This window comes from Paenibacillus ihumii, assembly GCF_001403875.1.
GTDB lineage: Bacteria > Bacillota > Bacilli > Paenibacillales > Paenibacillaceae > Fontibacillus > Fontibacillus ihumii.
The window spans coordinates 810,190-835,519 of record NZ_LN884299.1; the positions used below are offsets into that span (position 1 = coordinate 810,190).

Annotated in this window: 28 protein-coding genes; 7 read left to right on the forward strand and 21 right to left on the reverse strand. The window is 48.7% G+C overall.

The annotated features are described in order from the left end of the window. Positions 1-134: 134 nt before the first annotated feature. Positions 135-710 (reverse strand): hypothetical protein, encoded by a 576-nt coding sequence (locus BN2762_RS11350; protein WP_055107103.1) that lies wholly within the window; start codon positions 708-710, stop codon positions 135-137. 780 nt (positions 711-1,490) lie between these two features. Here BN2762_RS11350 and BN2762_RS11355 point away from each other — a divergent pair. Beyond that, a complete protein-coding gene (locus BN2762_RS11355; RefSeq protein ID WP_055107104.1) occupies positions 1,491-1,856 on the forward strand; it encodes a winged helix-turn-helix transcriptional regulator in 366 nt (121 codons plus the stop codon). Between the two features lie 216 nt (positions 1,857-2,072). On the opposite strand, the gene BN2762_RS11360 is transcribed toward BN2762_RS11355, so the two are convergent. The 9 genes from BN2762_RS11360 to BN2762_RS11395 form a co-directional block, all read right to left on the reverse strand. Next, positions 2,073-2,495, reverse strand: coding sequence for a DUF1259 domain-containing protein (locus BN2762_RS11360; protein WP_055107105.1), 423 nt, complete (start codon positions 2,493-2,495; stop codon positions 2,073-2,075). Between the two features lie 55 nt (positions 2,496-2,550). Then, complete coding sequence (locus BN2762_RS11365) at positions 2,551-2,970, reverse strand: DUF1259 domain-containing protein (RefSeq protein ID WP_055107106.1); 420 nt, start codon at positions 2,968-2,970, stop codon at positions 2,551-2,553. 234 nt (positions 2,971-3,204) lie between these two features. Next, a complete protein-coding gene (locus tag BN2762_RS28400) occupies positions 3,205-3,342 on the reverse strand; it encodes a hypothetical protein (RefSeq protein ID WP_454187878.1) in 138 nt (45 codons plus the stop codon). Between the two features lie 51 nt (positions 3,343-3,393). Continuing rightward, entirely contained in the window at positions 3,394-3,639 is a 246-nt protein-coding gene (locus BN2762_RS26520; protein WP_055107107.1) for a WYL domain-containing protein, read from the reverse strand. 48 nt (positions 3,640-3,687) lie between these two features. Continuing rightward, positions 3,688-4,158 (reverse strand): helix-turn-helix transcriptional regulator, encoded by a 471-nt coding sequence (locus BN2762_RS26525; RefSeq protein ID WP_222861065.1) that lies wholly within the window; start codon positions 4,156-4,158, stop codon positions 3,688-3,690. A gap of 40 nt (positions 4,159-4,198) precedes the next feature. Further along, complete coding sequence (locus tag BN2762_RS11380; protein WP_230202493.1) at positions 4,199-5,371, reverse strand: epoxide hydrolase family protein; 1,173 nt, start codon at positions 5,369-5,371, stop codon at positions 4,199-4,201. Between the two features lie 140 nt (positions 5,372-5,511). After that, positions 5,512-6,276 (reverse strand): ABC transporter ATP-binding protein, encoded by a 765-nt coding sequence (locus BN2762_RS11385; protein ID WP_055107109.1) that lies wholly within the window; start codon positions 6,274-6,276, stop codon positions 5,512-5,514. Positions 6,277-6,280: 4 nt separating this feature from the next. Further along, the gene (locus tag BN2762_RS11390) at positions 6,281-8,602 is read right to left on the reverse strand and encodes an ABC transporter permease (protein WP_055107110.1); all 2,322 of its coding nucleotides are present in this window, start codon (positions 8,600-8,602) and stop codon (positions 6,281-6,283) included. A gap of 138 nt (positions 8,603-8,740) precedes the next feature. Then, entirely contained in the window at positions 8,741-9,412 is a 672-nt protein-coding gene (locus tag BN2762_RS11395) for a TetR/AcrR family transcriptional regulator (protein ID WP_055107111.1), read from the reverse strand. A 50-nt stretch (positions 9,413-9,462) separates the two neighbouring features. Here BN2762_RS11395 and BN2762_RS27700 point away from each other — a divergent pair, with 50 nt between their 5' ends. Continuing rightward, positions 9,463-9,639, forward strand: coding sequence for a hypothetical protein (locus BN2762_RS27700; RefSeq protein WP_222861066.1), 177 nt, complete (start codon positions 9,463-9,465; stop codon positions 9,637-9,639). A 933-nt stretch (positions 9,640-10,572) separates the two neighbouring features. On the opposite strand, the gene BN2762_RS11400 is transcribed toward BN2762_RS27700, so the two are convergent. The 5 genes from BN2762_RS11400 to BN2762_RS11415 form a co-directional block, all read right to left on the reverse strand. Then, positions 10,573-11,031, reverse strand: a complete 459-nt coding sequence (locus BN2762_RS11400; protein WP_055107112.1) for a hypothetical protein — start codon at positions 11,029-11,031, stop codon at positions 10,573-10,575. Between the two features lie 71 nt (positions 11,032-11,102). Then, positions 11,103-11,672: a TetR/AcrR family transcriptional regulator gene (locus BN2762_RS11405; RefSeq protein ID WP_055107113.1), complete on the reverse strand. Its 570-nt coding sequence runs from the start codon at positions 11,670-11,672 to the stop codon at positions 11,103-11,105. A 109-nt stretch (positions 11,673-11,781) separates the two neighbouring features. Beyond that, positions 11,782-11,946, reverse strand: coding sequence for a hypothetical protein (locus BN2762_RS27255; RefSeq protein ID WP_187386510.1), 165 nt, complete (start codon positions 11,944-11,946; stop codon positions 11,782-11,784). 33 nt (positions 11,947-11,979) lie between these two features. After that, on the reverse strand, positions 11,980-12,267 hold the full coding sequence (locus tag BN2762_RS11410) for a hypothetical protein (RefSeq protein ID WP_055107114.1): 288 nt from the start codon (positions 12,265-12,267) through the stop codon (positions 11,980-11,982). Positions 12,268-12,317: 50 nt separating this feature from the next. Then, on the reverse strand, positions 12,318-12,545 hold the full coding sequence (locus BN2762_RS11415) for a DUF2997 domain-containing protein (protein WP_055107115.1): 228 nt from the start codon (positions 12,543-12,545) through the stop codon (positions 12,318-12,320). Positions 12,546-12,856: 311 nt separating this feature from the next. Between BN2762_RS11415 and BN2762_RS11420 the strand changes: the two genes are divergently transcribed. From BN2762_RS11420 to BN2762_RS11440, 5 genes are all read left to right on the forward strand, one after another. Then, positions 12,857-14,533 (forward strand): PhoX family protein, encoded by a 1,677-nt coding sequence (locus BN2762_RS11420; protein ID WP_230202495.1) that lies wholly within the window; start codon positions 12,857-12,859, stop codon positions 14,531-14,533. A 26-nt stretch (positions 14,534-14,559) separates the two neighbouring features. Beyond that, positions 14,560-14,802, forward strand: coding sequence for a twin-arginine translocase TatA/TatE family subunit (gene tatA, locus BN2762_RS11425; protein ID WP_055107116.1), 243 nt, complete (start codon positions 14,560-14,562; stop codon positions 14,800-14,802). Positions 14,803-14,812: 10 nt separating this feature from the next. Next, positions 14,813-15,544, forward strand: coding sequence for a twin-arginine translocase subunit TatC (tatC, locus tag BN2762_RS11430; RefSeq protein WP_055107117.1), 732 nt, complete (start codon positions 14,813-14,815; stop codon positions 15,542-15,544). 219 nt (positions 15,545-15,763) lie between these two features. Beyond that, complete coding sequence (locus tag BN2762_RS11435; RefSeq protein ID WP_055107118.1) at positions 15,764-16,579, forward strand: MerR family transcriptional regulator; 816 nt, start codon at positions 15,764-15,766, stop codon at positions 16,577-16,579. Between the two features lie 160 nt (positions 16,580-16,739). Beyond that, positions 16,740-17,504, forward strand: a complete 765-nt coding sequence (locus tag BN2762_RS11440; protein ID WP_055109943.1) for an SDR family oxidoreductase — start codon at positions 16,740-16,742, stop codon at positions 17,502-17,504. 277 nt (positions 17,505-17,781) lie between these two features. On the opposite strand, the gene BN2762_RS11445 is transcribed toward BN2762_RS11440, so the two are convergent. The 6 genes from BN2762_RS11445 to BN2762_RS11470 form a co-directional block, all read right to left on the reverse strand. Continuing rightward, positions 17,782-19,080 carry an aspartate aminotransferase type Ic gene (locus BN2762_RS11445; protein ID WP_083484895.1) on the reverse strand — a complete coding sequence of 433 codons (1,299 nt, stop codon included), beginning with the start codon at positions 19,078-19,080 and terminating at the stop codon, positions 17,782-17,784. Between the two features lie 68 nt (positions 19,081-19,148). Then, entirely contained in the window at positions 19,149-20,384 is a 1,236-nt protein-coding gene (locus BN2762_RS11450) for an MFS transporter (RefSeq protein ID WP_055107119.1), read from the reverse strand. Between the two features lie 87 nt (positions 20,385-20,471). Further along, positions 20,472-21,743: a hypothetical protein gene (locus tag BN2762_RS11455; protein WP_230202496.1), complete on the reverse strand. Its 1,272-nt coding sequence runs from the start codon at positions 21,741-21,743 to the stop codon at positions 20,472-20,474. Positions 21,744-21,788: 45 nt separating this feature from the next. Continuing rightward, a complete protein-coding gene (locus tag BN2762_RS11460; protein WP_055107120.1) occupies positions 21,789-22,334 on the reverse strand; it encodes a cysteine dioxygenase in 546 nt (181 codons plus the stop codon). 209 nt (positions 22,335-22,543) lie between these two features. Then, a complete protein-coding gene (locus tag BN2762_RS11465; protein WP_055107121.1) occupies positions 22,544-23,776 on the reverse strand; it encodes an ATP-grasp domain-containing protein in 1,233 nt (410 codons plus the stop codon). Continuing rightward, a complete protein-coding gene (locus BN2762_RS11470; RefSeq protein WP_055107122.1) occupies positions 23,748-25,028 on the reverse strand; it encodes an ATP-grasp domain-containing protein in 1,281 nt (426 codons plus the stop codon). Before BN2762_RS11470 ends, BN2762_RS11465 begins: the two co-directional genes overlap by 29 nt. Between the last annotated feature and the right edge of the window lie 302 nt (positions 25,029-25,330).

Below are 25,330 nucleotides of genomic sequence, written 5' to 3' on the forward strand. Positions count from 1 at the left end.
AATGGGATGCAGGCAAGCAAAAATGGATTCCGCAAAAATGGATCTGCAGAAGCAGATAGCTTTTTAAAAAGAAACGGGCGCCCCTCAGTCATCTAGGATGACTTCTGGACAACCCCTTGGTAAGTGGTCTAGCCCTATTCGCTTGGAGCGAGAAATTTCTCGTCCGCGATGTTAAAGCTTCGGATCTTATTCTCCTCGTTGCTATTGAAATCTACCATCATAATCGAAGAACCTCCAAGGCTAGCCTTCTCTTTAAGATCCTCCAGCGATTTGAAATAATAGAGATCGTCTTTCAGAATGATGTAGCTGTAGCTATTAAACACTGGATTGTATATAGGCTCATGCCCATAAGCTGGCACAATCTCGCTTATATCACTGCCAATCCCCAATCCTTTCGTCTGGAATCGCCCCTCCTGGGAAGTCTCCGGGATATGCATGAAGATCAGAACATTATTATGAAACTGCATATTGATACCTTCATATTGATACAATTTCATCGACTCGGGCAAATTGTCGTCATCCACCTTAACCAGCTTCTTGGAATCGATCTGACTCTTCTTCATGCCAATATATAAGACCTGCTTCGTGGTCGTATCCAGCAGCTGAAGCTCCTCAGGAACCTCAGACAAATCGCTCGCTGCCGAGCAAGAAGTCAATAACAATAACGCTAATAAAAATTGAGGCAAGACCGTATGTATGCTTTTTCTCAATAGAACCCCTCCTAAATTCCCTTCTAAAATCATCTCTAATCACTTGATTAGCCGCCAAGCTCGCCGCAATAAGAAGTAAAAATCATCCAAATGCCTCTCCAATCTTAACATGACTGGCATATATTTCAAGTACGGCTATCCTTCCAACATACATAAATAGCCCCGCCAGTCCTGAATCCAAGACGGAGGGGCTAATTGCCACAATGGCTAGAAATCGCTATGCCCAATATAAAAAACTAATCCTCAGCTTCATCTGATCAGCAGCTCGGACGGCATACGAACGATCTCCGCATAGCGTCTCGCTTCCTGTATAAGTTCAGCGTCAGTTCCCTTCGTTACCAGCATTTCTCCTTCCTACATTGGTGCATCGCGATGCAATCCCATTATTAAGGCGAATGCTCCGGGCTGTAAAGTACGCATTATAGCCGTACTAAGTACGTCTAATCGTACATTTAGGCGTCCGCTTGATCATATGCTTGGCGGTTTGGTTGTACATTTTGTTATACATCCTGTCGTATATTTAGTCATCGTACATTAGGCGTCCGCTTGATCTTATGCTTGGCGGATTGGTTGTACATTTTGTTATACATCCTGTCGTATATTTAGTCATCGTACTATAGTCATCGTACATTTACTCATCGACCAATCGTACATGCAGCCATACCTTCATAGTACTATTTACCATACTAAGTACGGCCAATGAGCGTACTGTATTATTTTCCGCCCCTCTGGTAAAATTTATGGCAAAAGGGCTGTCCCACGAAAGGAGCACGGACGACGATGCAAGACGAGATGCGCGATGATGGGAAGACGGCGGGCATATTGACCACGCTCCGCATAGTCGGTGGAAAGTGGAAGCCGTTGATTTTATTCATTCTTCTGCAGGACGGCACGAAGCGCTTCGGCGAATTAAGGCGCCTGCTCCCGAATATCACTCAAGGCATGCTTACCAATCAGCTGCGTGAATTGGAGCGGGACGGCCTGCTGATCCGGACGGTTCATCAAGAGATTCCTCCTAAAGTAGAATATTCGATATCTGACTATGGCCAATCTCTCCACAAGGTACTGACGGAGATGTGCGGCTGGGGATATCAGCATTTGGAATATATGCAGCGTACGACCAGCGAACAGGCCGCGAAGCCCTAATTAGAAAAGCGTCTATCGACGCACATTAGAAGAAGACAGACCGTGATTAGCAGTAGGTTGTCTTACAATGTCAGGAAGATGTCGCTCCGCAGTTTATACTTTCTGATATCTTCAGACAAAAAACTCTGACCACGTATGGTCAGAGTTTATGGATAAAAGTCCTGTTTAGAAGATGCCTGCTGATCACATCCTCGTGACTACATTTAAGGCATTATATTAACCTAAGAAAGCAATAGAACGTTTAACCTTCCTTGCGAATTCGATAGGATCATCAATCGACTCCCAGTGAATATACATCAGGCGCGGCTTCTCAAACAGCCAGTGATTGTGAACCGCTGTTACGGTAATTCCGTTATTGCGAAGATTGGTCAGCAATTGATTGACCTGGTTCTGGAAGAGAGCTGTTTCCCCTAGACAAAGCGCACGGCCTGAACTATCCAGCGATTCAAAAGAGAACAGCTGATAGCGGATCAAGGGAGACGTAGTTCTTCTGCCTAAAATTGAAGCGTTAATCCTCCTGTTTCTAGATACAAAACAAACCGGACCTTTCGTAATTTCATGCTCTGTTCCACCTAAAATCCTTGAAAATTGATTGCATAGTCTTTTAAAACGAGGGCTTGCTTTCACTTGATCCGCCATGCGAATTCATCATCCTTCCCATTCATAATAAGATACATCTTCATGCCCAAACCCGTTAACCTAAAAATGCAATGGATTCTTTGGTATTTCTAGCAAATACAATAGGATTCGAAATGGCTTCCCAGTGGATATACATTAAGCGCGGATTTTCTTTGAGCCAGTGATTGTGAAGGGCGGTCACTTTTATTCCCCGTTTGCGGAGATTCGATATCAATCGATTAGCCTGGTCTTGATGTACGGCAGTCTCGCCCAAACAAAGCGCACGTCCCGACTTATCCAGTGATTCAAACGAGAACATTTGCATTTGAACCAACGGGGAACGCGTTCTTCTTCCCAAAATTGTCTCATTTAAATTCGTCATCCGCGTGACAAAGCAAACCGGCCCTTCTTCAATTTCAGATTCGCCCCCTAAGATTCTTCCAAATTGGGCACAGAGCTTTTTGAATTGTGGACTTATCTTTACTTTTGCTGCCATTTGAATCCTCCTTCGGTCATTTGCTAACCATACTATGACCCATAAAGAAATGTGTAATAGGCGAATCACTATTTTTAAAGAATAAAAAAAGGGACATCCTGAGGACACCCACCTTCAGGACCAACCCGGATCCATGTCGAAAAAGGAAAAATCCACAACCTTAGTCAGTTGTGGATTTTCGTCAATTTTTATGCCTGATTCCAGCGCTTGTTCTAGCCTTGTTCTAGCCTTGTTCTAGCCTTGTTCTAGCCTTGTTCTAGCCTTATTCTGTATACCGTCCTTGGATATCCTGGATCGCCCTAAAGAGCGCTTCCTTAAGTACGGGGGTGACAGGACAACGACTTTAGCTCCATAGCTGAGAATGATGGACAAGGCGTAGTCCTGGGAATAGAATACCGTCTCTACCTCGATGGGACCGCCTATTTAGCGGCACTCCCCTGCAAATTGCTCGGACTCCCGCGGCTCTGCCGTCGGTTGCTTGAGCCTGAATTCCAAGGGGAGCAGATCTGGAGAAGATTCCGCCGCACTCCCGCTCGGCTGAAATGTCTCCTCTGCTTCCTGGATGGCCCTCATTCTGGACAAGCGGAATAAGCGAGGGGCCAGCCGGGACAAGCAATAGCCTTCCGGATACCATGAGCCCCGTTCCCAGAACAGACGGCCCGGCTCCAAGCTTCTTTCCGTAACTGAACCGAGTGAATCCCAATAGTTAAATGTGAATTATGCGCTTCTGTTGAATCGCACGGTAAACGGTGCGGGCAATCTCCCTTCCTCCTGCGAGGTGCTGAGCTCAATCAGAGTATCGTCCACAGCTTCATCGCCGGACAGCTTCGGATGCAGGCTGCCCAGCTTATCCTTCAAGCGAGTGAATTTGCCGCCGGCCGCCTCCTCTACACTGCGAAGCAGCCGATAGATCACGGCCAAATCCTGTACCGTAAAATGCTGCCTGCTCAGAAAGAAGCCGCCCATCAGTTCAAACCCGCCATCTGCGCCAGTGAATGAAACGATGGGAATTCCAGCCTGGTTAATCAGCTCGATCTCCCGATAAATCGTTCGGGTGGAAACCCCGAAGCGGTCGGCCAGCTCGGAAGCTCTTACGCGTTTTTTCGCCATAAGCTCCAGAATGATCGCCAGCATGCGATCCAGCTTCATTCCTGTCACCTCGCCAAGATACTGCAAATGATGTGCCACTAGTTTACCAGAGCATGGCCGGCATCGTCGACGACGGTAATCAACCCAGGTGACGGAAAAATTGGCGAACATCCTCTACAAAACGGATCGGCTGCTCCATAGCGAAAAAATGCCCGCCCTCCGAAGCTTCCGTCCAGTGTGCAATGCTGTGCTCCCGCTCGGCAAACCGGCGAACCGCCGTGTCATGGGCAGTTGATACCAGCACACCGGTCGGAACCGGCCCTCTCTCCTTCGGCACCCACGCCATCGGATCATTCATCGATTCATAATAGATCTGGGCTGACGACCCGGCGGTTCCGCTAAACCAATATAGGCTGATATTCGTCAGCATACGGTCTCTATCTATAGAAGCCTCCGGCAGGGACTCCTCTGCACCGGTCCATTTTTTGAAAATTTCCGCAATCCAGGCCAGCTGCCCAACAGGCGAATCATGCAGACTGTACGCGAGGGTATAGGGACTCTTGGACTGGATTTGCAAATACCCGTCATTGAAGCCCTCCATGCGCGCGGCACGCTGCCGTTCCTCCTCTGTCAGAGCGTCCAGCTCGCCCTCTTCGCCGGATGGAAACGTAAGAAGCGCATTCAAGTGAATCCCGATCAGGCGCTCTGGCGCTTGTCTCCCCATCTCGGGCGCGATGAAAGCCCCCGAATCCCCGCCCTGCACACCAAAGCGCTCATAACCGAGCCGATCCATCAATTGAAGAAAAGCCTCGGCCATACGGGCTGGCGTCCATCCCGGCTCGTTCAAAGGCGCAGAGAAGCCGAAGCCGGGAATCGAGGGGATAATCAGATGATAGGCATCGCCAGCTTGTCCCCCGTAAGAGCTCGGATTAGACAATGGACCGATGACATCCAGAAATTCTATAAAGGATCCCGGCCAGCCGTGAATAAGCATTAAGGGCTTGGCGCCCGGCTCGGGGGATAGAATATGCAGGAAATGAATGTTCTGCCCGTTAATGGCGGTAATATACTGCGGATATTGGTTTAGGCGGCTTTCATGCTCGCGCCAGTCATATTCATGCTGCCAGTACTCCTTTAGCTCCTTCAAGTACGACAGCGGCACGCCCCGATCCCACCCCGTGTCCGGTAATTCCGGATAACGGCTCCGATCCAGCCGTTCCTTCAAGTCATCGAGCTCCTCCTGCGTTACATCGATACGGAAGCGGCGAATTTGTTCATCGTTCATGGTTGGCTCATTATTGGCAATAGTCATGATCAATCTCCTTTCAGATAAGCATAGGAGAAAGATACCACAGCAATTATGACAGCATGTCTGTCATAATTAAAATATACTTTGAATTTCACGGCGATAAATTTCAAAGGATCAGGATTGTAATGATGTCGTCCAGCTAATTATATTCCGATTTCCCTCATTTTCGCCGTTACCTGCTTGACCCTTTCATCGATATCCGTCCCCGTCCCGTTAAACTTCGGAAGCTTCAGCTCGCTGGCAATGATTCCATCGCGCATAAACATAATCCGCTCCGTCCGCGCCGCCACCTTGGCATCGTGAGTAACCAGCATCACTGCTGTGCCCTCCGCGTTGATTTCAGAGAATATATCCATAATCTCCTGCGCGGATTGGGAATTGAGCGCACCGGTAGGCTCGTCGCCAAATATAATCCTCGGGTTGTTCATCAGCGCGCGGCATATTCCCGCCCGTTGAAGCTGGCCTCCGGATACCTGTGCAATATCGCGCTTCTCCAGCTCCGCAATGCCTACTCTTTTCATCAGCGCTCTTGCTTTTTCCACAATTTCTGCGGGGTTCCTGCTGCCGTCCCGCATGGACAGAAGAATGATGTTGTCGAGAATATTCAGGTTCTTCAGCATCGTCGGCTGTTGGAATACAAAGCCCATTTGGGTTCTGCGCAGATCTGCAAGCTCATTCTCCCCAAGCTTCGATAGCTCTCTGCCGTCAAAACACACCTGTCCGTTATCCACGCTATCCGTTCCGCTTAGCGCAAACATCAGCGTCGATTTTCCCGAGCCCGAGGGCCCCATTACCGCAACGAACTCCCCCTCGTCTATTTCCACGGACACGCCGCCCAGCACATTGCGCTTTTCTGCGCCCTCGCGGAAGGATTTGACGATATGATCACCGATTAACATTGTCTTCATAGGCCTACTCCTTTATATGTTCGGAAATTTTAATTCGTCCCGTGCCCGAGGTGCCGATAATGGTTGCGATAAGCACCGAGCCGATCATCATCAGCGGGCTTAGCAAATACGCCGCAAGCGGATCGACCGTAAAATGAAACGCCGATGCGCCAAAGGAGGAGATTACCGCGCCGGCAAGCATTTCTCCGAGCGTGTTAGCCAGAAGCGTGCCGGCAGCCATCCCGATTATGAGGACGAAGGCCGAACGTGAAATAAACTGCACCTGAATATCGGCGTTGGTATAACCGAGAGCTTTCATGACAGCGATGGAATATCTGTCTTTAGCAACAAGCATTTTCATAAACAACAATGTCACCAGCACCATGATCGTCAGCGCCACAGCAATGGCCGCATAGGAGGCCTGCAAGGCGGAACTGATAGTCGAGCCAAAGGTCTGGGCAATAAACTCGTCAATGCCTGCTACCTTGGCATAAGCGAACCTGCCCGCATAATCCGCAACCTTACTGTCGATTATGGACGGATCGGCAAGCTCCGCACAGAGTACGTACCACATCACGTCAGAGGAATGGTCGGTGAACCCAGCCTTTGCCGTCTTGCCTCCGTTGGTGATATCGGAATAGATGCCGCTTACCGTAAGATTTTTGTCCTTTCCCTCGATCACCAGGGTGATGACATCGCCGACCTGTTTGCTCAGCTCCTCCGCATTCAAGGTGGACAGCGCAATTTCATCTGCTGCGGCAGGAGCTCTGCCCTGGGAATAGGCTATCGGGAATATCGAATGGTCGCCGAGCTCGACTTTTATATTCTGATCCGAGCCGGTCTCTGCCTCCTTCACCTTGAACGTTTTGGTTGCAAGCACGGCGTATTTTGTAATGGCTTTGTCACTTCTCATCGTCTCTACCATCTCAGCGGCTTTCTCCGAAATATGATCGGTCTGCTGGAGATCAATTCGCATATCATAGCTTCCAATCCCCATATATTCGATAAAGCTCTTGGAGGAAATCGTGTTGTGCAGATTCTGCGGAACAATCATGATAAAGGCTGATAGGACCAACACCGTGAGCATGGTGGCGTACAGTTTTTTTCTGGCTAGAACATCCTTGACCCCTAGAAAAATATTCGTGTTAAGCAGCCTGTTTTGGCTCAGGAGCATATGCCTTGTGCCCATCGCTTTTTCCTGCGAGGTGCCGAAGCGAACGGCTTCTGCAGCGGATATTCTCCGAAAGCGTCTCAGCACTCCGCTCACATAAGCTGTAATAGCAAGAAAAACAAACAGGATACCGATCAAGCCAATGAACAGGGCCAGAGAGAAGTGCCCGCTTTCCCCCATATAAAGGCGAATATTTTCAAGGAGCATGTCTTTGAACACTAATGAAAGTACAAAACCGAGCACGCTGCCTGCTGCCGCAATCGCCGCGTATTTAGCCAGATAAATCTTCTTAATGTCAGACACACGGAGTCCTAAGGTCTTCATGACCCCTATTTCCCGGTAATCGTCTTCGATTTTCGCAAGCAGCGTAAAGCGTATGCACATCAAGGCAATGGCTGCGACAAGGACGCTTACTAACAGGATTACCCCGATCAGCATCCCGTCGGAAATCGCATTGATCATTTTGAAGAGCGGATATGTAATCGTTGGCCCGTTCGCCTCAAGTCCTGCAGAAGCATAAGCCGTCTCAAAAGCCCCTAACGCCGACAAATCCTTTAATCTGAATTCAATCAGATATTCTGTACTGCCGAGGCTCTTGATTTCAGCGTAGTCGTTAGCACTAACCAGAAATCGCTTGGAGGAAGAGAGCATGGAATTCATCTGCGAATCGCGCAGAAATCCCGCAACGGTAAATTCCTTGCCGCCGACGATGGCCCTGTCGCCGACCTGTGCAGTGTGATCCCTCATATAACCGATGGGGACATACAGCTCGCCGTCGGATGCGCTAATGATGTTCCCGTTCAGGTCAAGCAGATAGTCGAACCTGTCGCTCTGGACGCTGAACCCGTTATCCTGGACCCGATCCGCAAGCGAACGATCGCCTAATATAATCCGCGCGCCATCCATGTTCAGAAACTCCAGCACCTGGAATTCATCGACATTGCTGTTCTGATCCGCGAATTCCGTTAACCGGGCACGGTCAATTTCACCCGCATGCATCTGCAGGAAATGGGGAGTTTCCGCCCGCGTCATAAGCGTATCTATCGCGCCCGTTAAATTGACGATGAGGATCGCCGCAAGCGAGACAAGCATCGCTGCCGCTGCGACAAATATCGTGGTGGTCAGCGTAATCAGCTTGCTTTTGGCCATATCATTGCGGATTAATCTGAAATACATAAGTCACCCCTGTGCTCAGGCTTTTAACTGATTTCAAGTGATACAGAATTATGGAAGTCACGCCTCCTCTTACAGTGGAGACAAGCTGACCGGCCATAAGAGGGAAAATATGGGGGCGTTTTGCCGAATGCCGAATTACTAATCGTTGCTTCCATCCCCCACGTCGTTGCTTCCATCCCCCATGCCAAACATCTTCAAGGTGTCCCTCAGGCTTCCGCTTTCTGCCCCAAGCAGCCTCTCTACATTGCAGATAAAGGCATGCATTCGGGAGAAGCGCTCCTCGTCCGTCAATACAACCATGTCCTCATCAAACACGGTATTCGCATAGATCACCACCATTTCCATGCACTCATAGGGAAACGGTGTATTGAACATCCCCTGCTCTATCCCCTCGCGGATGATCTCCGTCAAGATCGGCGGAACGCCGTTGATGATGACCCGCTGTATTTTCTGATGCATCAGCGCATTCTGCGGCTTATGGATATGCTCCATAATTTCCTTGCTGCTGCCGCCTCCGCCGCTGATGTTCAGCGCCATGACCACGCGGATGATGCGCTCAACTACGGGGATGCTCTTGTCTTCGGCAATTATCCGGGCCGCGCCTAAAAGACGATCGCTATACCGTTCAATCAGCGCGTCCATAATATCCTCCTTCGACTTGAAGTGATGATACAAGGTTCCCCGCGCTATGCCGACCTTGGCGAGAATATCATTTGTGCTTGTGCCGTCAAAGCCCTTCTGACCGAAGAGCTCATCCGCCGCGTCAAGAATTTCGTTCCTGCGCTCCTCCGCTGCTTTTACAACTCGCATTGTACTACCCCCTTTATAACCGACCGACTGACTGTCGGCAATATCTTAACATGTTTTTGAGGGATGTCAAGCGGGGCAACAGATTAAAAGTAAAGAGACTGTCCCAAAGGGGAACTTTGGAACATCCTGGCCAGCTGTTGTTCTTCGTATCGCCAAACACAGGCTTCGGCTCGATCTTGCACCTTGCGGCTGCGCTGACGCTGCGCAGGAGTCCGCTCAAGCTTTAGAGGCTGGAACACCGGGGCGCTGCATGGAGACCTTTATGTACAGTTGATGTGGCCAAGCACGCTCTCCACCTCCGGTTGCGTTGATGTGACCAAGCACGCTTTTCACCGTCGGCTGAGTTGATGTGACCAAGCACGCTTTTCACCGTCGGCTGAGTTGATGTGCCAAGCACGCTCTCCACCTCCCCTTTACGCCGAGCATGAATCGCGGGTTTCACGTTCTAGCCGAGCTTGAATCTCGAAGATTTCTCATTCTAAATGGATTTATAGTAGTTAGTTTCCACGGTAAAGATAGGAAAGCAGATTTAAATGGATTTCATGTCGTTAGAAAAAGGGAACTGTTCATTATGAGCGGGATTCTTGATTTTAGGTGCGTCAAATCCATCTAATCCAATTGAACTCATCGTTCAGAGCATAATTAGATACATGAATTCCATTTAGTGTTCGAGTTCAATGGCTACGTTAGAGTTCAATGGCTATGTAAGAGTTCAATGGCTACGTTAGAGTTCGATAGTTATGTTCGCGTTCGGCAGCTATGTTCGCGTTCAATGGCTATGATAGAGCTCGATGGCTATGTTCGCGTTCAATAGTATATATACGAGTTCGTTAGCTTATATAAGATGAACCAAAGAATGGGGTTTTAGTATTCGAGTTCGAAAGCCTATATAATATAAGCCAAATAACGGGAATTTAGTGTTGAGTTCTACATCTTATATAAGATCAGCTTAAAGAATAGAGGGTTAATGTTCGAGTCGACAGTCTGTATAAGATGCGCTAAAGAATGGGATGCAGGCAAGGGAGATACTGATTCCGCAGTAATGGCTCCCACAGAAACGGATTCCGGCAGACGGATAGCCTTCTAAAAGAAAGGGACGCCCCTCAGTCATCTAGGATGACTTCTAGGACAGCCCCTTGGAACAGGTACGGCCGCCCCTCCTATTGAGGCAATATGATTAGCAGCAGAGCTAGGACGAGAATCAATTTCGTTAGCCGTTCGACCTGCCGATGGCCGGCATTTTGTTCCTTGCTGTCAACGGCTTCCGCAGCATAAGTGCTCAGACGCTGCTTCAATTGCTTATCGACGACAAGCTTGCCAATAAGAGCTGCCAGCATCAATAAGGTTAAGCCCAGGTGCCAATAAGCGGGTGATAGCTGACCGAGTAACCGAGTCATTTCTGCGACAGTTAATAACACAGCCGAGGCAAGCGCCAACCGATTGTATTTATTCCATGCATGAATGGATATTTCCTCAAGCGTCGCGAGCCAGCCCGAATCAGAGCTTGAAGCCAGCTTGGCCGACAAAATCGGACGAACAGCCGTGGCCATAACGACGGCGCCGCCAACAATCACAGCCAGCGCAAGATTTTCAATAGCTTGCAGAACGATCATGAACATAATACACCTCTCCTTTTTGAACTTCATTTTAAGTTGGTCAACCAACCAAATATGTTTAAAAAAAATTGCCCCTACTCAGACGTTGTATATGTAGTTCTCAGCATTTTCTCGAGCTCCAGATATGCGTCATCTAAATCAAACTCAGGATTTAACAGCTTCTGCAGGGCCAAGCCGTCAAAGCAAGCCAGCATAATTGCTGCAATCGAAGCAGCTTCTTTTCCGGTGCTGCCAGCAATCTTATGCAGGATATCCTCAATTCCGGTTCGTGCGTTCTCCAACAAAGCATTTACACTATCGGAAATTTGGGGATTCCGCAGCCCTAGGGCAAATAATTCAAATCTGAGCTTATACCAGTCAGGCTGCCTCTGTACTCGCTCCTTCGGTTCGTTTAGAGCTGCTTGTGCGAGATACTGGGAAGGCACGCTGGATTGAAGCCGCTGCATATCCCGGGTGTACTGCTGCGAGGAAGCCAAGAGCAGCTCCGTCAGGATTTCTTCCTTATTTCGAAAATAATAATGAATCAGCCCGGGTGTAATCCCCGCCTCGTTCGCAATATCTTTAATGGATGCCTTTTCGTATCCCTTTTCTGACATCACTTTGTACGCAGCCTCAATGACTTTATCTCTCTTATGCTGTACCATGCAATCACCGCATTTCTCATTTTGGTTGGTTGACCAATTAAATGAAATATAACACAACCGTAAATGGGCTGCAAGGGTTTGTTATGTTCAACCCCGCTGCAGCCCAAGTTTATTTTGCTTTCTCCCGTCTAACCGCAATAATATCCGGTTCAGCCCCCATCGTACGCCGAAGCTTTTTTCTCGCCTCCGCTGGAGTTCCGGCTGTGATCGGGGCTGATTTCTGTTCACCGGCGATTTCATAAGTTACAATGAAGCATTGTTCTCCACATCTCATTCCGCATCTTCCCATCTTGTAAAAAACAAATCATCATAGCAGCCGTCCAAATAGATCCTCCAGATCCTTGACCTCCGCCAGGCCATTCACCATAACTCTGCCGTCGGGAGCAAGACGGACCTCCGGCCGATTGGGAATCTCCGTCAATTGCTCCTGGAGATGAGCGTAGCGCTCTGTCAGGAAATGATAGCGCTGATTGGAGGATCCTACCCAAGGGCGGCTCGTATCCACAGTGCGTACCAGCTCAATCTCATTTTCAAAAGTAGAAGGCTCCTTCACCTGCAGCGACTCGACCCAGTTGTCAAATCTGTCCTTGCCCATCACAAGAGCAGCGTCAGTGCGACAGGGATAAGTGTGATCGAAACTGACATTTATAATCCTCCTTCTCCAATCTCGTTATGATTCAGATTCGGTTGTCCAACCTCCAATGGCTCGGTTTCATAATATTCAGCCGTATAGTCGGAATCAATCGTCTCCGCGTCGAGCAGCTGCTCCAGGACCTCAATATAATCCGTGCAGGCCTTCCCCTTGGCCCCCATGACGTCTGCTTTGATTCGTCCATCAGTAAAAATCCGAACTCGAATCTGTTTCTTTGACATACTTCCTCGCCCCTTTATCTGAACCTATCTTTTTCAAAATTGAAGTTGAATTTTCGTTTCCTAATAACTATGTTGTATTCATCTAAAGGCTTCATCCAGAGAAAAATATACGTATGTATTCGACAAATGGGGATATATACCTGCAAGGGGCAGTCTATATTATCCATCTTAGGCAGCCCCAGGAACTCCTTTTGTCATAGACTTATGCAAAATATTTTACAATTCTATGAACCCCCACTAACACCGAATTAACATCCATTTACTATGCTGAAAATGTTGACTAATTTGTTAAATGGGAGTGTGCCGGAGTCATGATCGAAAACAAACAAATGAATCGCCGTAAATTCTTATCTTATCTGGGAACGGGCGCAGCTGCTCTAGCCGCTGCATCAGCTGGACTGGGAACCTTGGAAGGCAAAGCCTCTGCTGCTTCGAAGACAGCGGATCACCTCTTCGGCTTCAAGACCAACAGAGTCACGGGATTTTTCGAGCCGATCGAAGCTTCCGACGCAGACCAGCTCATTCTGCCGAACGGCTACTCATACGATGTTGTGGCCGCATTTGACGATGTAATCAACCAAGCCGGCGACAAATTTGGACAAGGTGCGGACTATAACGCCTTTTTCCCGATCAAGGGGTCCAATACGCGCGGCCTGCTGGTCACCAACCATGAATATACAAATATTTTCCTGCATGGTCCGATTGGGGACAAGATGACGCCAGCCCAAATCCATAACGAGCTGTACTACCAGGGGATGTCCGTGACCGAGGTCTACCAGGACGAGAACGGCACCTGGAAGCTGGACACTACGTCTAAATATGCCCGCCGCATTAACGGCTTCACGAAATTCGAGCTGACGGGACCTGCTAAGAACTCCAAGGCAGTCGGCAGCGTCTCTACTGTCACGGGAACGTTCGCCAATTGCTCCGGCGGTGTTACGCTTTGGAATACGGTGATGTCCTGCGAAGAGAACTTCGCCGAGACAGCGGCGTATGCCAGCTTAAACGACACGCACTATGGCTGGGTCGTTGAAATCGATCCCTTCGACAGCAAATTCCTGCGGAAGCACACTGCGCTCGGCCGCTTCAACCATGAGAACACGGCCATGGGCATTGCGAAGGACGGCCGCATCGTTGTCTACATGGGAGACGACAAGAAGGACGCTTGCGTCTACAAGTTCGTGTCCAAAGGCAAATACGATGCCGCCAAAGGCCGCGGCAATTCCAACCTGCTCTCCGAGGGCACGCTGTACGTTGCCAACCTGAAGAGCGGTAAATGGTCCGAGGTATCGATCGATGCCGTGAAGAAGGTGCTTAATCATGACAAGTTTAAAGCTCCTTCCGGCGTGAAGGGCACTAAGGAAGAGCTGCTGCAAAAATTCCAGACGCAAGGCGATGTCGTAACGAACTGCCATGAAGCCGCCCTGCTTGTAGGCGGAACTCCGACAGACCGTCCGGAGGACGTGGAAATTTCACCGTTCGACAACACTATCTTCATCTGTCATACGAACAACGATAACCACGGCAACATTCACGGGCACATTACCCGTATTTTCGAGGCTGACAACGATCTGGGCTCCACGTCGTTCGACTTCGAAATTTTTGCCGCAGGCGGACGCCAATCCGGCTTCAGCTCGCCGGACAACCTGGCCTTCGACTCGAACGGGAATTTGTGGGTCGTGACCGATATTTCCTCCGGCAGCTTGAACAAAGGCGTCTATACCTCGTTCAAGAACAACGGCTTGTTCGTCATTCCGACTTCTGGACCAAGCCAAGGCGAAGCCCTGCAATTTGCTTCCGGACCAAGAGAATGCGAAATGACCGGCCCGTTCTTTACGCCGGATGAGCATACCCTGTTCCTGTCCGTTCAGCATCCGGGCGAGAACACCACGGACGTAAACAAGCCGACCAGCATGTGGCCGCACCGCAAAGGAGACAAAATTCCCCGCGAGGCCGTCGTGGCCATCCGCGGATTCAAGCTCGGCTAATTAACCAATCGAGAGGAGACTTATCTATGCCATTCGGGAATATCGGTATTGGCGGACTCATTGTCATCCTGATCATCGCTTTGATCATTTTCGGTCCCTCCAAGCTGCCGGAGCTCGGGCGCGCCTTCGGACGCACGCTCAGCGAATTCAAGAACGCAACGCGCCAGATGATCGACGGCGACAAGGAAGACCTAACCGACGGGAAGGACGCCTCGCCCGCCTCGGAGCAGACGGCGCGCCTGACGGCCGTCGACTCCAAGAAGGGATAAGGAGATTGTCATGAAGGTCGAAGGCTCAGAAGAAACCAGCTTCGTCGGCCACTTGAGTGAATTGCGCCGCAGAATCATTTTTACGCTGATTGCGTTTATCGTCGCCCTCTGCGGCGCCTTCGTATATGTCCAGGAGATCTATCGCTGGCTCGTTCGGAAGCTGGATCATAAGCTGGCGATACTGGCCCCGTCCGACGTCATATGGGTATATCTGAAATTGGCAGGCGTCGTTGCGATCGCGGTAACGCTGCCGATTGCCGCGTATCAAATCTGGCAGTTCGTCAAGCCGGCTTTGGAGCCTCGGGAGCAGCGGGCATCGCTGGCTTACATTCCTTGGCTGCCCATTTTATTTGCGGGAGGCATCGCCTTCGGGTACGGGATCATTTATCCGATGGTGCTTCAATTTCTGGAGGGCATGTCTGGAGATTTCGAAACGATGTATACGGCGGATAAATATTTCTCGTTTATCCTGAGCATGACCGTGCCTTTCGGGCTGCTGTTCGAAATGCCGATCACGGTGATGTTCCTCACCCGGATCGGGATTCTGAATCCTGCCCGGCTCGCCAAAGCCCGCAAGCTGTCTTACTTCCTCCTAGCGGTAACCGCCGTCCTGATTACGCCGCCCGATATCGTGTCGGACGTTCTCGTCATTATACCGCTGTTCCTGCTGTACGAGGTCAGCGTCACCTTATCTAAAGTCGTTCACCGAAAACGCAAGAAGCTGGAGACCGCCGCTGAATAGCTGCGGTCCCTTTCTTGTGATCTCCCTGCGATGTCATCCTTCCGGCAGATTTCTCTAACGCGATCAGCCAGGCGATCAACGGTGGAGGCTGCATTTATGCCTGCTGGATTCCCCATTTTATCATCGCCGAATGGATCATTAGACTCATTTCGCCCTCCCAGCGGAATATCATACTATAATACTAACGTATATTAGAAATTCGTATGAGGAGGCGCTCCGATGCTGAAGATTGGCGAGTTTGCCAGGCTGAGCGGCCTGACCGTCAAGACGCTGCATTACTACGATAGGATTGGATTGCTTAAACCAAATGGCGTGGACGTAAGTAGCGGCTACCGATTCTACACCGAGGCCCAGCTGCTGACGGTAAAGAGAATAGCAGCGTTTAAAGAGCAGGGCTTCAAGCTGGAGGAGATCATTCCTTTTCTCGAGGAGGAGCTCCCTAAAGATCATGTGAGGGAGAGATTACTGGCGAAGCAGGACGAGCTTCGTCGTTTGATCGAGGAATCGGAGCGCCAGCTGCAGGGGATCGATGAGAGACTTTACCGCGCCGCGGCATTCGCGGATGCCCAGGAAGAGGAGCATGCCGTCACTATACGGTCGGTAGAACCGCAGCTGGCAGCTTCGATCCGAGATACCGTCCCGATCACACAGCTTTGCTTGCTGTTAGATGAGGTAAGCCAATACGTCCGCAGTCATGATGAACCCTCGGCAGACAAGCTCATCGTCATCAAGCACGGCCACCAGGGAAATGAAGCCGATCTGGAGGTGGCGGTTCCCATCACCCGAACAGCTATACCTGGCACCGATCGGGTAAGAATAGGTTATTTACCCGGTCTTCCTAGCGCGGCTTCGCTTGTTCATCGCTGCGACCCTTACCGGGATTGCTGTCCGGCTGCCGAGAGGGTGGCGTCATGGATTCATGCCAATGGATACGCCCGGGCCGAAGGCATGGCAGCCCGGGAGGTATATATGACGTCGGACCAGGATGTATATGGAAGAACACGGCTAACGGAGCTGCTCATCCCTTTAAAATGAACAAATTTATCATTCCCCACCCTGCCTGCAGGTCTCAAACACAAGTTGTTTGGAGCCTTTTTCATGCGCTTTTGCAGGGGGCAGTGAGTTGACACTTGACTCTCCCCTTTAGTGGAGGGTGCATAGTGGGATTACTGAACGAAAGGAGTGGTCAATAATGATGAAGAAATTAAGCGGCAAGACGGCATTAGTCACTGGCGGCAGCCGAGGCATTGGGAGAGGGATTGCCCTCAGGCTGGCGGAGGAAGGGGCGCTGGTAGCCGTTCATTACGGAACTAACCGTCCAGCGGCAGAGCATGTCGTTCAAACGATCGAGGAGCGCGGGGGAAGGTCATTCGCCATCGGTGCTGATCTGGATACTGTGGCTGGCGTGACTAAGCTGGTTCAGTCTTTGAAGACGGAGTTAGCCCTCCATGCCGGAGACAGCAAGCTTGATATTCTCGTTAATAATGCAGGCATCGGGACATCGCCAACGCTGGAAGAAACGACAGAAGAGACATTCGATAAGGTGTTCGCGGTGAACGTTAAAGCGCCGTTCTTTCTTGTGAAGCAGCTGCTGCCAATCCTTCGCGACGAAGGCCGAATTGTCAACATATCCTCCGGTGTGACGCGGATCGCCTATCCCCATATCATGGCTTACAATTTGACTAAAGGAGCGATCAATACATTCACCCTGCACCTAGCGCAATTGTTAGGGCCTCGGGGGATTACGGTAAATGCCGTGCTTCCGGGCATTGTAGATACGGATGTCAACTCTTCTTGGCTGCATACGCCGGATGGCCAGAAGCACGCGCGCGATATGTCAGCCCTTGGCCGGATTGGACAGCCATCGGATATTGCAGATGTCGTAGCTTTTCTCGCCGCTTCGGACAGCCGCTGGGTAACCGGACAACTCATCGACGCAACAGGGGGCTCTCACTTATAAATCACTCTTTATAGCAGGAGGCGGAGGCCTGCCTATCGGTTGCTGCCGGGCTGTAATTGGGGGATTCATGCCATGATGGCGATAACTTGTATTATGTCTTGCAGCAAAAGTGCCGATGAGGCTTGTACAGCTTGACATGCACAAGAGAACAACTGCAGAAGCGCGGATAGAAAAAGAGCCTAATTTCTTACTTAAGCTCTAAGAAATTAGGCTCTTTATATAAGGGCAGAGTGAAGTACAGAGCTATAGAAATAGAATGAGTAGACATCAAAAATATTTATGCCGGCGAATGCTCCAGAATTCTCCTAACGCTTGACATTTGCACGCAAAGACATAAAACGTCAATTGCAGTTTCAAGCTCCTTCAAGGAAGGATACGTTGGGGCGATTCGGATGTTGCGATCCCTTGGATCACGCCCGTAAGGGAAGGTGGCGCCTGCCTTGGTCAGCGTAACGCCTGCCTTCGCGGCCATATTAACCACCTCTTGAGCACAGCCGTCCAGCGTGTTCAGACTAATGAAGTATCCGCCTTTGGGCTTGCTCCAGGACGCAATATGCTGACCACCCAATTCCGCTTCCAGCTTATTTAGCACCAGGTCGAATTTGGGCTTGATGATCGCGGCATGCTTTCTCATATGCATGTGCAAATGATCCATATCTTTCAGAAAGAGAACATGCCTGAGCTGGTTGACTTTATCCGGACCAATAGTCTGAACAGCAACCTGCTTGCGCATAAAATTCAAGTTATTCTCGCTAGCGGCCAATACAGCTACTCCTGCTCCAGGGAAGGTAATCTTGGAAGTGGAACCGAATATAAAAGCACGGTCCGGATGACCTGCTTCCTTGCAGGCTGTGAGTATATTTTTTAGCGGCTCATGGTCTTCCGTTAAATGATGGACCGTATAGGCATCATCCCAGAAAATACGAAAATCCTCTGCTTTCGTATCCATTCGGGCAAGCCGATCCACCGTCTCGTCGGAATATGTAATGCCATCTGGATTACTGTATTTCGGAATACACCATATGCCTTTGATGGCATCGTCTTCTCTCACCAGGCTTTCGACCCTATCCATATCAGGCCCATCCTCTGTCAGATCAACGACTACCATCTCAATGTTTAACAGCTCGCAAATAGCAAAATGTCTGTCATAACCAGGGCTGGGACATAAAAATTTGACCTTTGGCAGCTTACCCCATGGCCTGTCACTTCCGTAAACCCCAAAATGCAATGCCCGAGAAATTGCATCGTACATCATGTTCAGGCTGGAGTTGCCGCCGATCATAATTTCCGACATGCCAACCCCAAGCATATTGGAGAAAAAAGCTTTAGCCATCGGAATGCCATCGATTCCCCCATAGTTCAGATAATCCATGCCATCCTGCTCAGCCAGATCTTCTGGCGCTATATTCGTTAACATCTCGCTTGAGAGTGCGAGTTGCTCCGGACATGGCTTTCCTCTAGACATATCCAATCTCAATTGCTGATTCAAGAACCCGTCGTATTTTCCCTTCAGGTTGTCATAAAGCTCGTTCAGCTCCATCCGATTAAGCTGAAAGTAATCCATCTGATAGCCCATTTTCCAGTTCTCCCGTTTCAGTATAATTTACATACAAATTATACCATAGCTTCTATTCATTTAGTTAATCACTGCTCCATACTTTTAACATTATCCTTTGCAACATGGGAGGAGCGGCGTAATGTCATCATCCAGAGAAGCACGCAGGCAATGCCTGCGATCATGGCAATAGACGCCCAGAAGAGCTCGAAGTGCCCTCGCGTGTTCCAGAAATCCAAAATCTTAAGCCCGACAAAGCTCCCCAGTCCCTCACCAATTGCCGTAGAGAGGCCAAGGAAGCTAAAGTAGGTCATTCGCTGATCCGACTTAGCCAGATTGGATACGATCGTATCCACAGATGGAGTAAAGATCATCTCAGCCAACGTAAACAGGATGACCGTTCCAAAAAGCACATAAAAAGACGGATATGCCGTGGCACTAAGAAACGAGAGGCCAAACAGCATATAGGCAAATAAAAGAAGGGTATTCTCCTTGCCTGCAGGCAGGTGCTTCTTGATTAAGGAGCTGACAACCATTTGAAAGGCAATAATTAACACCGCATTCAATACGTAGAGCAGCCCCATCTTGTTCTCCATGCCATAACGAAGCGAGACGAAGTAAGGCAGCGCCATGAATAGCTGCGCATAACAAAACCAGCCTACTGCATTGAAGAAAAGGAATTGGACATACTTCCGATCCGTCAGAACGGTCTTATAGCGCTTGAAGAAACTAAATCCCGCTGCTTGGGATTCGGATATGTCCACTTTTCGAAACAGAAATAAAATAATGATCCCGGTGAAGACGTAGAATGCCCCTGTGATCTGGAAGACATGATCCTGATACCCATTCGTTAGCAGATAAGTTCCAAAGAGCGGTCCAAAAACGGCGGAGATGTTGACGAATACATTCAAGGTGGAGAAATACTGCAAGGCATTCCCATCCCGGCTGCCAAGCGTTGACAAAACGGACTTGCCCGCAAGCCCGTTCGCCGATTGACCAAGGCCAATCAGACATAGGCATAACAGCAATAAGGGGTAGGAGTTGACAAAGCCGATCAATAAAAAGGAGAAGCCGGCAAAAAACACACCGGTTATAATAATTGTCTTCGGCTGTATGCCATCTAGAAACGGCCCTAGAAAAAAACGCCCGCTCCTGAGCGCCGCAATAAACACAAAAGCCGCGATCGCTACTTGGTCTACTGTGTAATCCTTCTGTGTCAGCAGGATCGCGAAGATAGGCAATGTAGAGAAATACCCAAAATGAATGATCAAGTAATCGATGCAAATCACAAACACCGAATACGGTATTTTAAATAACTTGCCCATACGTGGATTCCACCTCTGTTCGTTAGAGAACTGCACAGGGAGACATAGTCCGATATGGACCCATCTCCCTGCGTACCAGACTTGTAATTATTGTAGGATCGCACCAAAATAGCTTGCCTTGTGATCACGTGCTCTGCTTGATACATACTGCCTGCAATGCATTCTTCTTCCGAATTTGTTCTCTCCGATCGGGATGCGGTATTCATCGTCCGTTAATCTTCCTCTGCCGTGGGTTACATTGGTTTGCTTGCCATAGGACGAGTTAGGAATGAACAGCAAATCACTAGAAGTCAGCAAGAAATGATAGGTTGGCATCGTTCGCAGCAATCCTAAAAATGTATCAAACAATCGTTCATCCTCTTCCGAGCTTCCAACATAAATCATGCGGCTCTCTGCACCGTTCAGGCATGTAGACAAAATGTCCCCATTGTCGTCCACACTTATAATCTGATTGATTTCCCCCACATAGCCGGATATCTCTCCATCCGCGGGGCCTGCAATATGGGCGATTGGCATTTTGCTTAAGGCCCACATCTGCTCTTTGCTAAAGCCATTGCTCTCAAGATGCTCTTGAAGGAGCTTTGGCGTTCCAATATGCGTTTTGGTGCTTTTATTTAATATTCCCTTCAGCAGCAGAGCATCCACTCTTGTGAACTTGCGGCTCGTCATTTCCGAGACGATCTGAGCTACCGGTCTCTTCAGACGCTCGGAAACCACGGACAAGCTGGAATTGAACTTCGCGAGCCTGATCTGGATGTCCTCTTCATTTTCCAGTTCGGTATACACGGTAGCATCACTATGCTGATAGAACTCGCCTCCGCCCGTGCTCGCTCCCGTATCGCGCAGCTTCTCATCTTCAAAGCTGACAGGTGTAATAAAATGAAATCTATTATTGCCTCCGTGCTCGGAAGGATGCAGCACACTCTCGTGGTTGAACAGTGCGGCAAACAGCCACGATATCCATTCGGCGTAAAAAAATTGCTTCATTCTATCGTTTTCATTACCGCCATAGTTAAACCCTGTCCGGTTTTCGGCAGGAAGCAGCGAATTCAGAGGATCAAACGGTGTATTTCTGATAAAGAGAGGCGGGATATTGTCTCCGGAGTTCGCTCTTTTAATCATCATGATGAGCTTCTCTGCATGGGGATCTCTACCTTTGCTAGCATGCTCCAATAGTTCATAAACCATGCTTTCTGCAAAAGAGTACACCTTCGTCTCATCGCAGGTATAAGGGTTCAGTTCTTTCAATCCGGCATCGATGTATTGCTTGATCTTATGGCTAATGTCATCCGGTAAATAAATCTCTTCAAATTCTTGTGTGCTCACTCTGGAAGGCTCCATTCTCTTCGTGATATTCATAAATGGCCTCCTATTATATAATAAATAATTAAATAATCATGGACGCTACAGCCTGCCGAACCTGCTTGTAAATGTACTGTGCACCACTTTGGGATCATTCTCTTCGGCTTCATCAAAGACTTGAAATTGGCTGATTCCGGGGAAATAAAAGTGGAGTGCAAGAGACACGCCGTGAACTGAATTCCGAATCTTGTGAAGACCCAGATCGTTATTGATGTAAGAGATATCTCCGGCTTCAATTATTCTTGATTGGACATGCCGGAGCTTGTTGGAGGGCTCCAAGGTGTATACCAGCTCTTCAAATCTGCCGCTAATGCAGCGCAGGATGCAATCTGACTGGGAGTGATCGTGAATGGCTGACTCTTGGCCCTCCCTCCAGCACATAAGAATAATTTCAAATTTCTCACATGTAAAAACTAAATTCCTACCATAAGATGATGCGTGGAAATGTCGATAAGGCTCGACGTCTCTTTCCGAAATTTCCGCTGTTCGGATCATTTCGCAGCTGTCCTCGAATGAAGGGGAGTTCAAAAGCAAATGAATCAGCTTTTGGATATTCGAGGTCACTGCTGGCTTCACATTAGTAGGCATATACTCCTCCTATTTCCTTTTTCGTTGTCGTTCCTGCCAGGAACGTTGACACACCGTAACCCACCTTCAGAAATTCCTATTTAATTCCTTAAATATGTTTAAATATCATATCGGCCAAAATATTCCTCAATAAGGAACGATAAACCTCCTCAATTTCATAACTTGAGGAGGTTATCTGCGGTGCGCCAGTTGTAGAACCCCAGTCTTGCTCACTTAATGATACATTTCACTTTTTCCAGTGCGGCCTCCGCCAATTCGATGGCCTGAGTCGTATCTTCACCGCTTGTTACGACATAAGCCAAGCGTGTGTCGTAGAATTTGCCGGGAGGCAGAGCTACCGTGCTTCCAGCTTCCTTCTCCACACCAAATTCCACAACACCCGGCATTTGAAGAACCTCTTTAATGCCCTCCCACCCTTCAACCTGGCCTTCCCTGTCAGCGATCAGATACCGGATACAGGCTCCACCCATTTTGGTGCTCGCCAAGGAGATATCCTCTCCCATGACGGCCAGGATATTGGCTCGTACAATATCAATCCCCGTGGCTAGCGGAACCAAGTGCGTATTGATAAAGTCGCCGCCAAGCCGGCCGTTCACTTCAACAATCTTGCAGCCTGCAGGAGTAATCTTGATCTCCGTATGGAAGGCGCAGTAGTCCAGCCCTAATGCCGCTACACTATCCTTTGTCAGCTGCATCAGCTCTTCCTTCAGATCCGCAGGCAATCTTGCGGGAAAGGCATGCTGGTATTCGCCGAAATAACTGTCTACCCATTTCTCCGTAATGCCAGCTATATACACTTCGCCATGCGAGACAATGCCTTCGACACTAACCTCCTGTCCTTCCATGAACTCCTCCATAAGGAATTCATCTGAATAAAAAGAGTACATGGTATCTAAATCCGGCCGGACGACTGCCGTCATCTGATGGTAGGTATCTTCTAATTGTGAAGGATCCTCCACCTTGAAGATCCCTTTGCTTGATGAAGCTCCCACCGGTTTTAATATGACGGGGAAGTCCATCTTAGAAGCCGCCTGCTGCGCATCCTCCAAGCAGGTAATCTTATGGAATCTTGGATGGGCAACTCCCCGCTCTTTTAGCGATTCACGCATTCTTCTCTTGTTCCTTGCCTTCTCCGCTGAATCCACAGTGCTGCCGCACAGATTGAATGCATTCGCAATAATGGCTACAGGCATGACATCCCTGTCCCAAAAGGTAATTACGCCGTGAAACGGGAATTCTTTATATGCCTTCCGTAATACATCAAGAACTTCGTCTGTATTGTAGGGGTCTGCATGAAAAAATTGATCGACATACGGCTTTGCGAATTCAGGCAGCTCCGTACCTACCACCAATACGTTATAGCCTAGATCCTTCGCAGTCTGAAGCGTGCTAATTTTATTTCTTTGGGCGGTATTAACGAATAAAAGACTCCGATTTTGCATAATCCGACTCCTTGCCATATTCAGTTGCTTCTTCTAGAACAAATGTAACTTGTTTTAATACGTCCTCTATTCTATGATTCAAGTCTTTATGGCTTTGTGCCGTTACAATGAAATAGCCCACACGATCCCAAGAGGAGCGTAAAGGTGCAATGGTGTCTCCAGGTTTTACTGTGAGGTTGAATGCAATAATGTCCGGCTGCTGCAACGTTTCCAGACCTTGGATTTCTTTGAGGACACCAGGATGGGGCGTGAAGAATCGTATGGCGCTCACCCGGGTAGGATGGTTCTGAATTTGCGGCGTTTCTCCGCATAGAAGATTGCAAAACTCATTATAGAAGTTAAATTGATAGGATTCGCTGATCAGATCCACAATGCAATCGCCCGGTGTTCTGCCGGCACATTCTATAATATAGGGGCTTCCATTATCAATTTTCCATTCAGAATGAAGCGTTCCATCCTGTACGCTCAATGCCCGGATAAAATTTTCTTTATGCTGAATAAGACTATCCTGAAGGGCCGGATCCAGATCCCCAGGAGCAACATGCTGTAATTCTATGAAATTCTCTCCGGTCGTTTTCACCGTAATGTTATGAAAAATGGGATGGCCGCCCTGAACGAAAGATTCTATGCTTACCTCAAATCCCTCTATGTATTCTTCAGCAATATATTCCTTGGGGATTTGTCTTGTAGACACAATACGCCTACCATCCTCTTGGGCTGACGTTGTATATTCCCATGCATCCGGGATGTCTTCCCTTCTTTCGATCTTGCTGATTCCCAAACTGGCTTGTCTATTGGCCGGCTTGAAAATAACGGGTTTATCAAGGACGAATTCCTGCAAATCCTTCAGGGATTCTATTTTCTTAAAACGGGGATGTGGTATATTGTATTCAGCGCAGATTTCTCTAAGCAGCGCCTTATGAGTAAGACATCGGGCCGCCTTCTCTCCGAGTCCAGGCAATCCGAGCATTTCCGCAATCGTCGCGGAAGCCCTGACCGCATAATCACGCGCTGGAATCACAGCACTGAACTTCAGACGTGCATCCAATTCTCTGACAATATCCTTAAATGCCTCCGAATGCATATACTCTGTAAGAATGACTTCCTTCATAATCGGGTACTCATACTGCGCAACACGGTTGTTCCTATATAACTCCTCTTCCTCAAGCACATAAAAATTTAGATCGTCCCGGTGGGCCAGTGCTTCAATTAATTGTCGCGGAAAACCTACGGTAAGGATATTTTTGATCAATCCGTATACCTCCCTACATAAGTGGCCTAACTACTTTGCATTCTTATGATTTCATTATTGCGGTTAAACTCTTACCATTAAAATATTATGGTAATAATTATTCTTAATTACTTTATTATCCTAATAATACAACAATATCATAATGGATGTACATCATTTATTTTGTCGATAATTGTCAAAACAAGCTCGTATTTCGATCCCCACAGCTTCTGCTTCATGAACGCAAACATCGTGCTCTACAGGCATCCCCCCATGACAGTAGAGCAATATTTCTGCGAAGGAGATAAATATAAAATAACCCG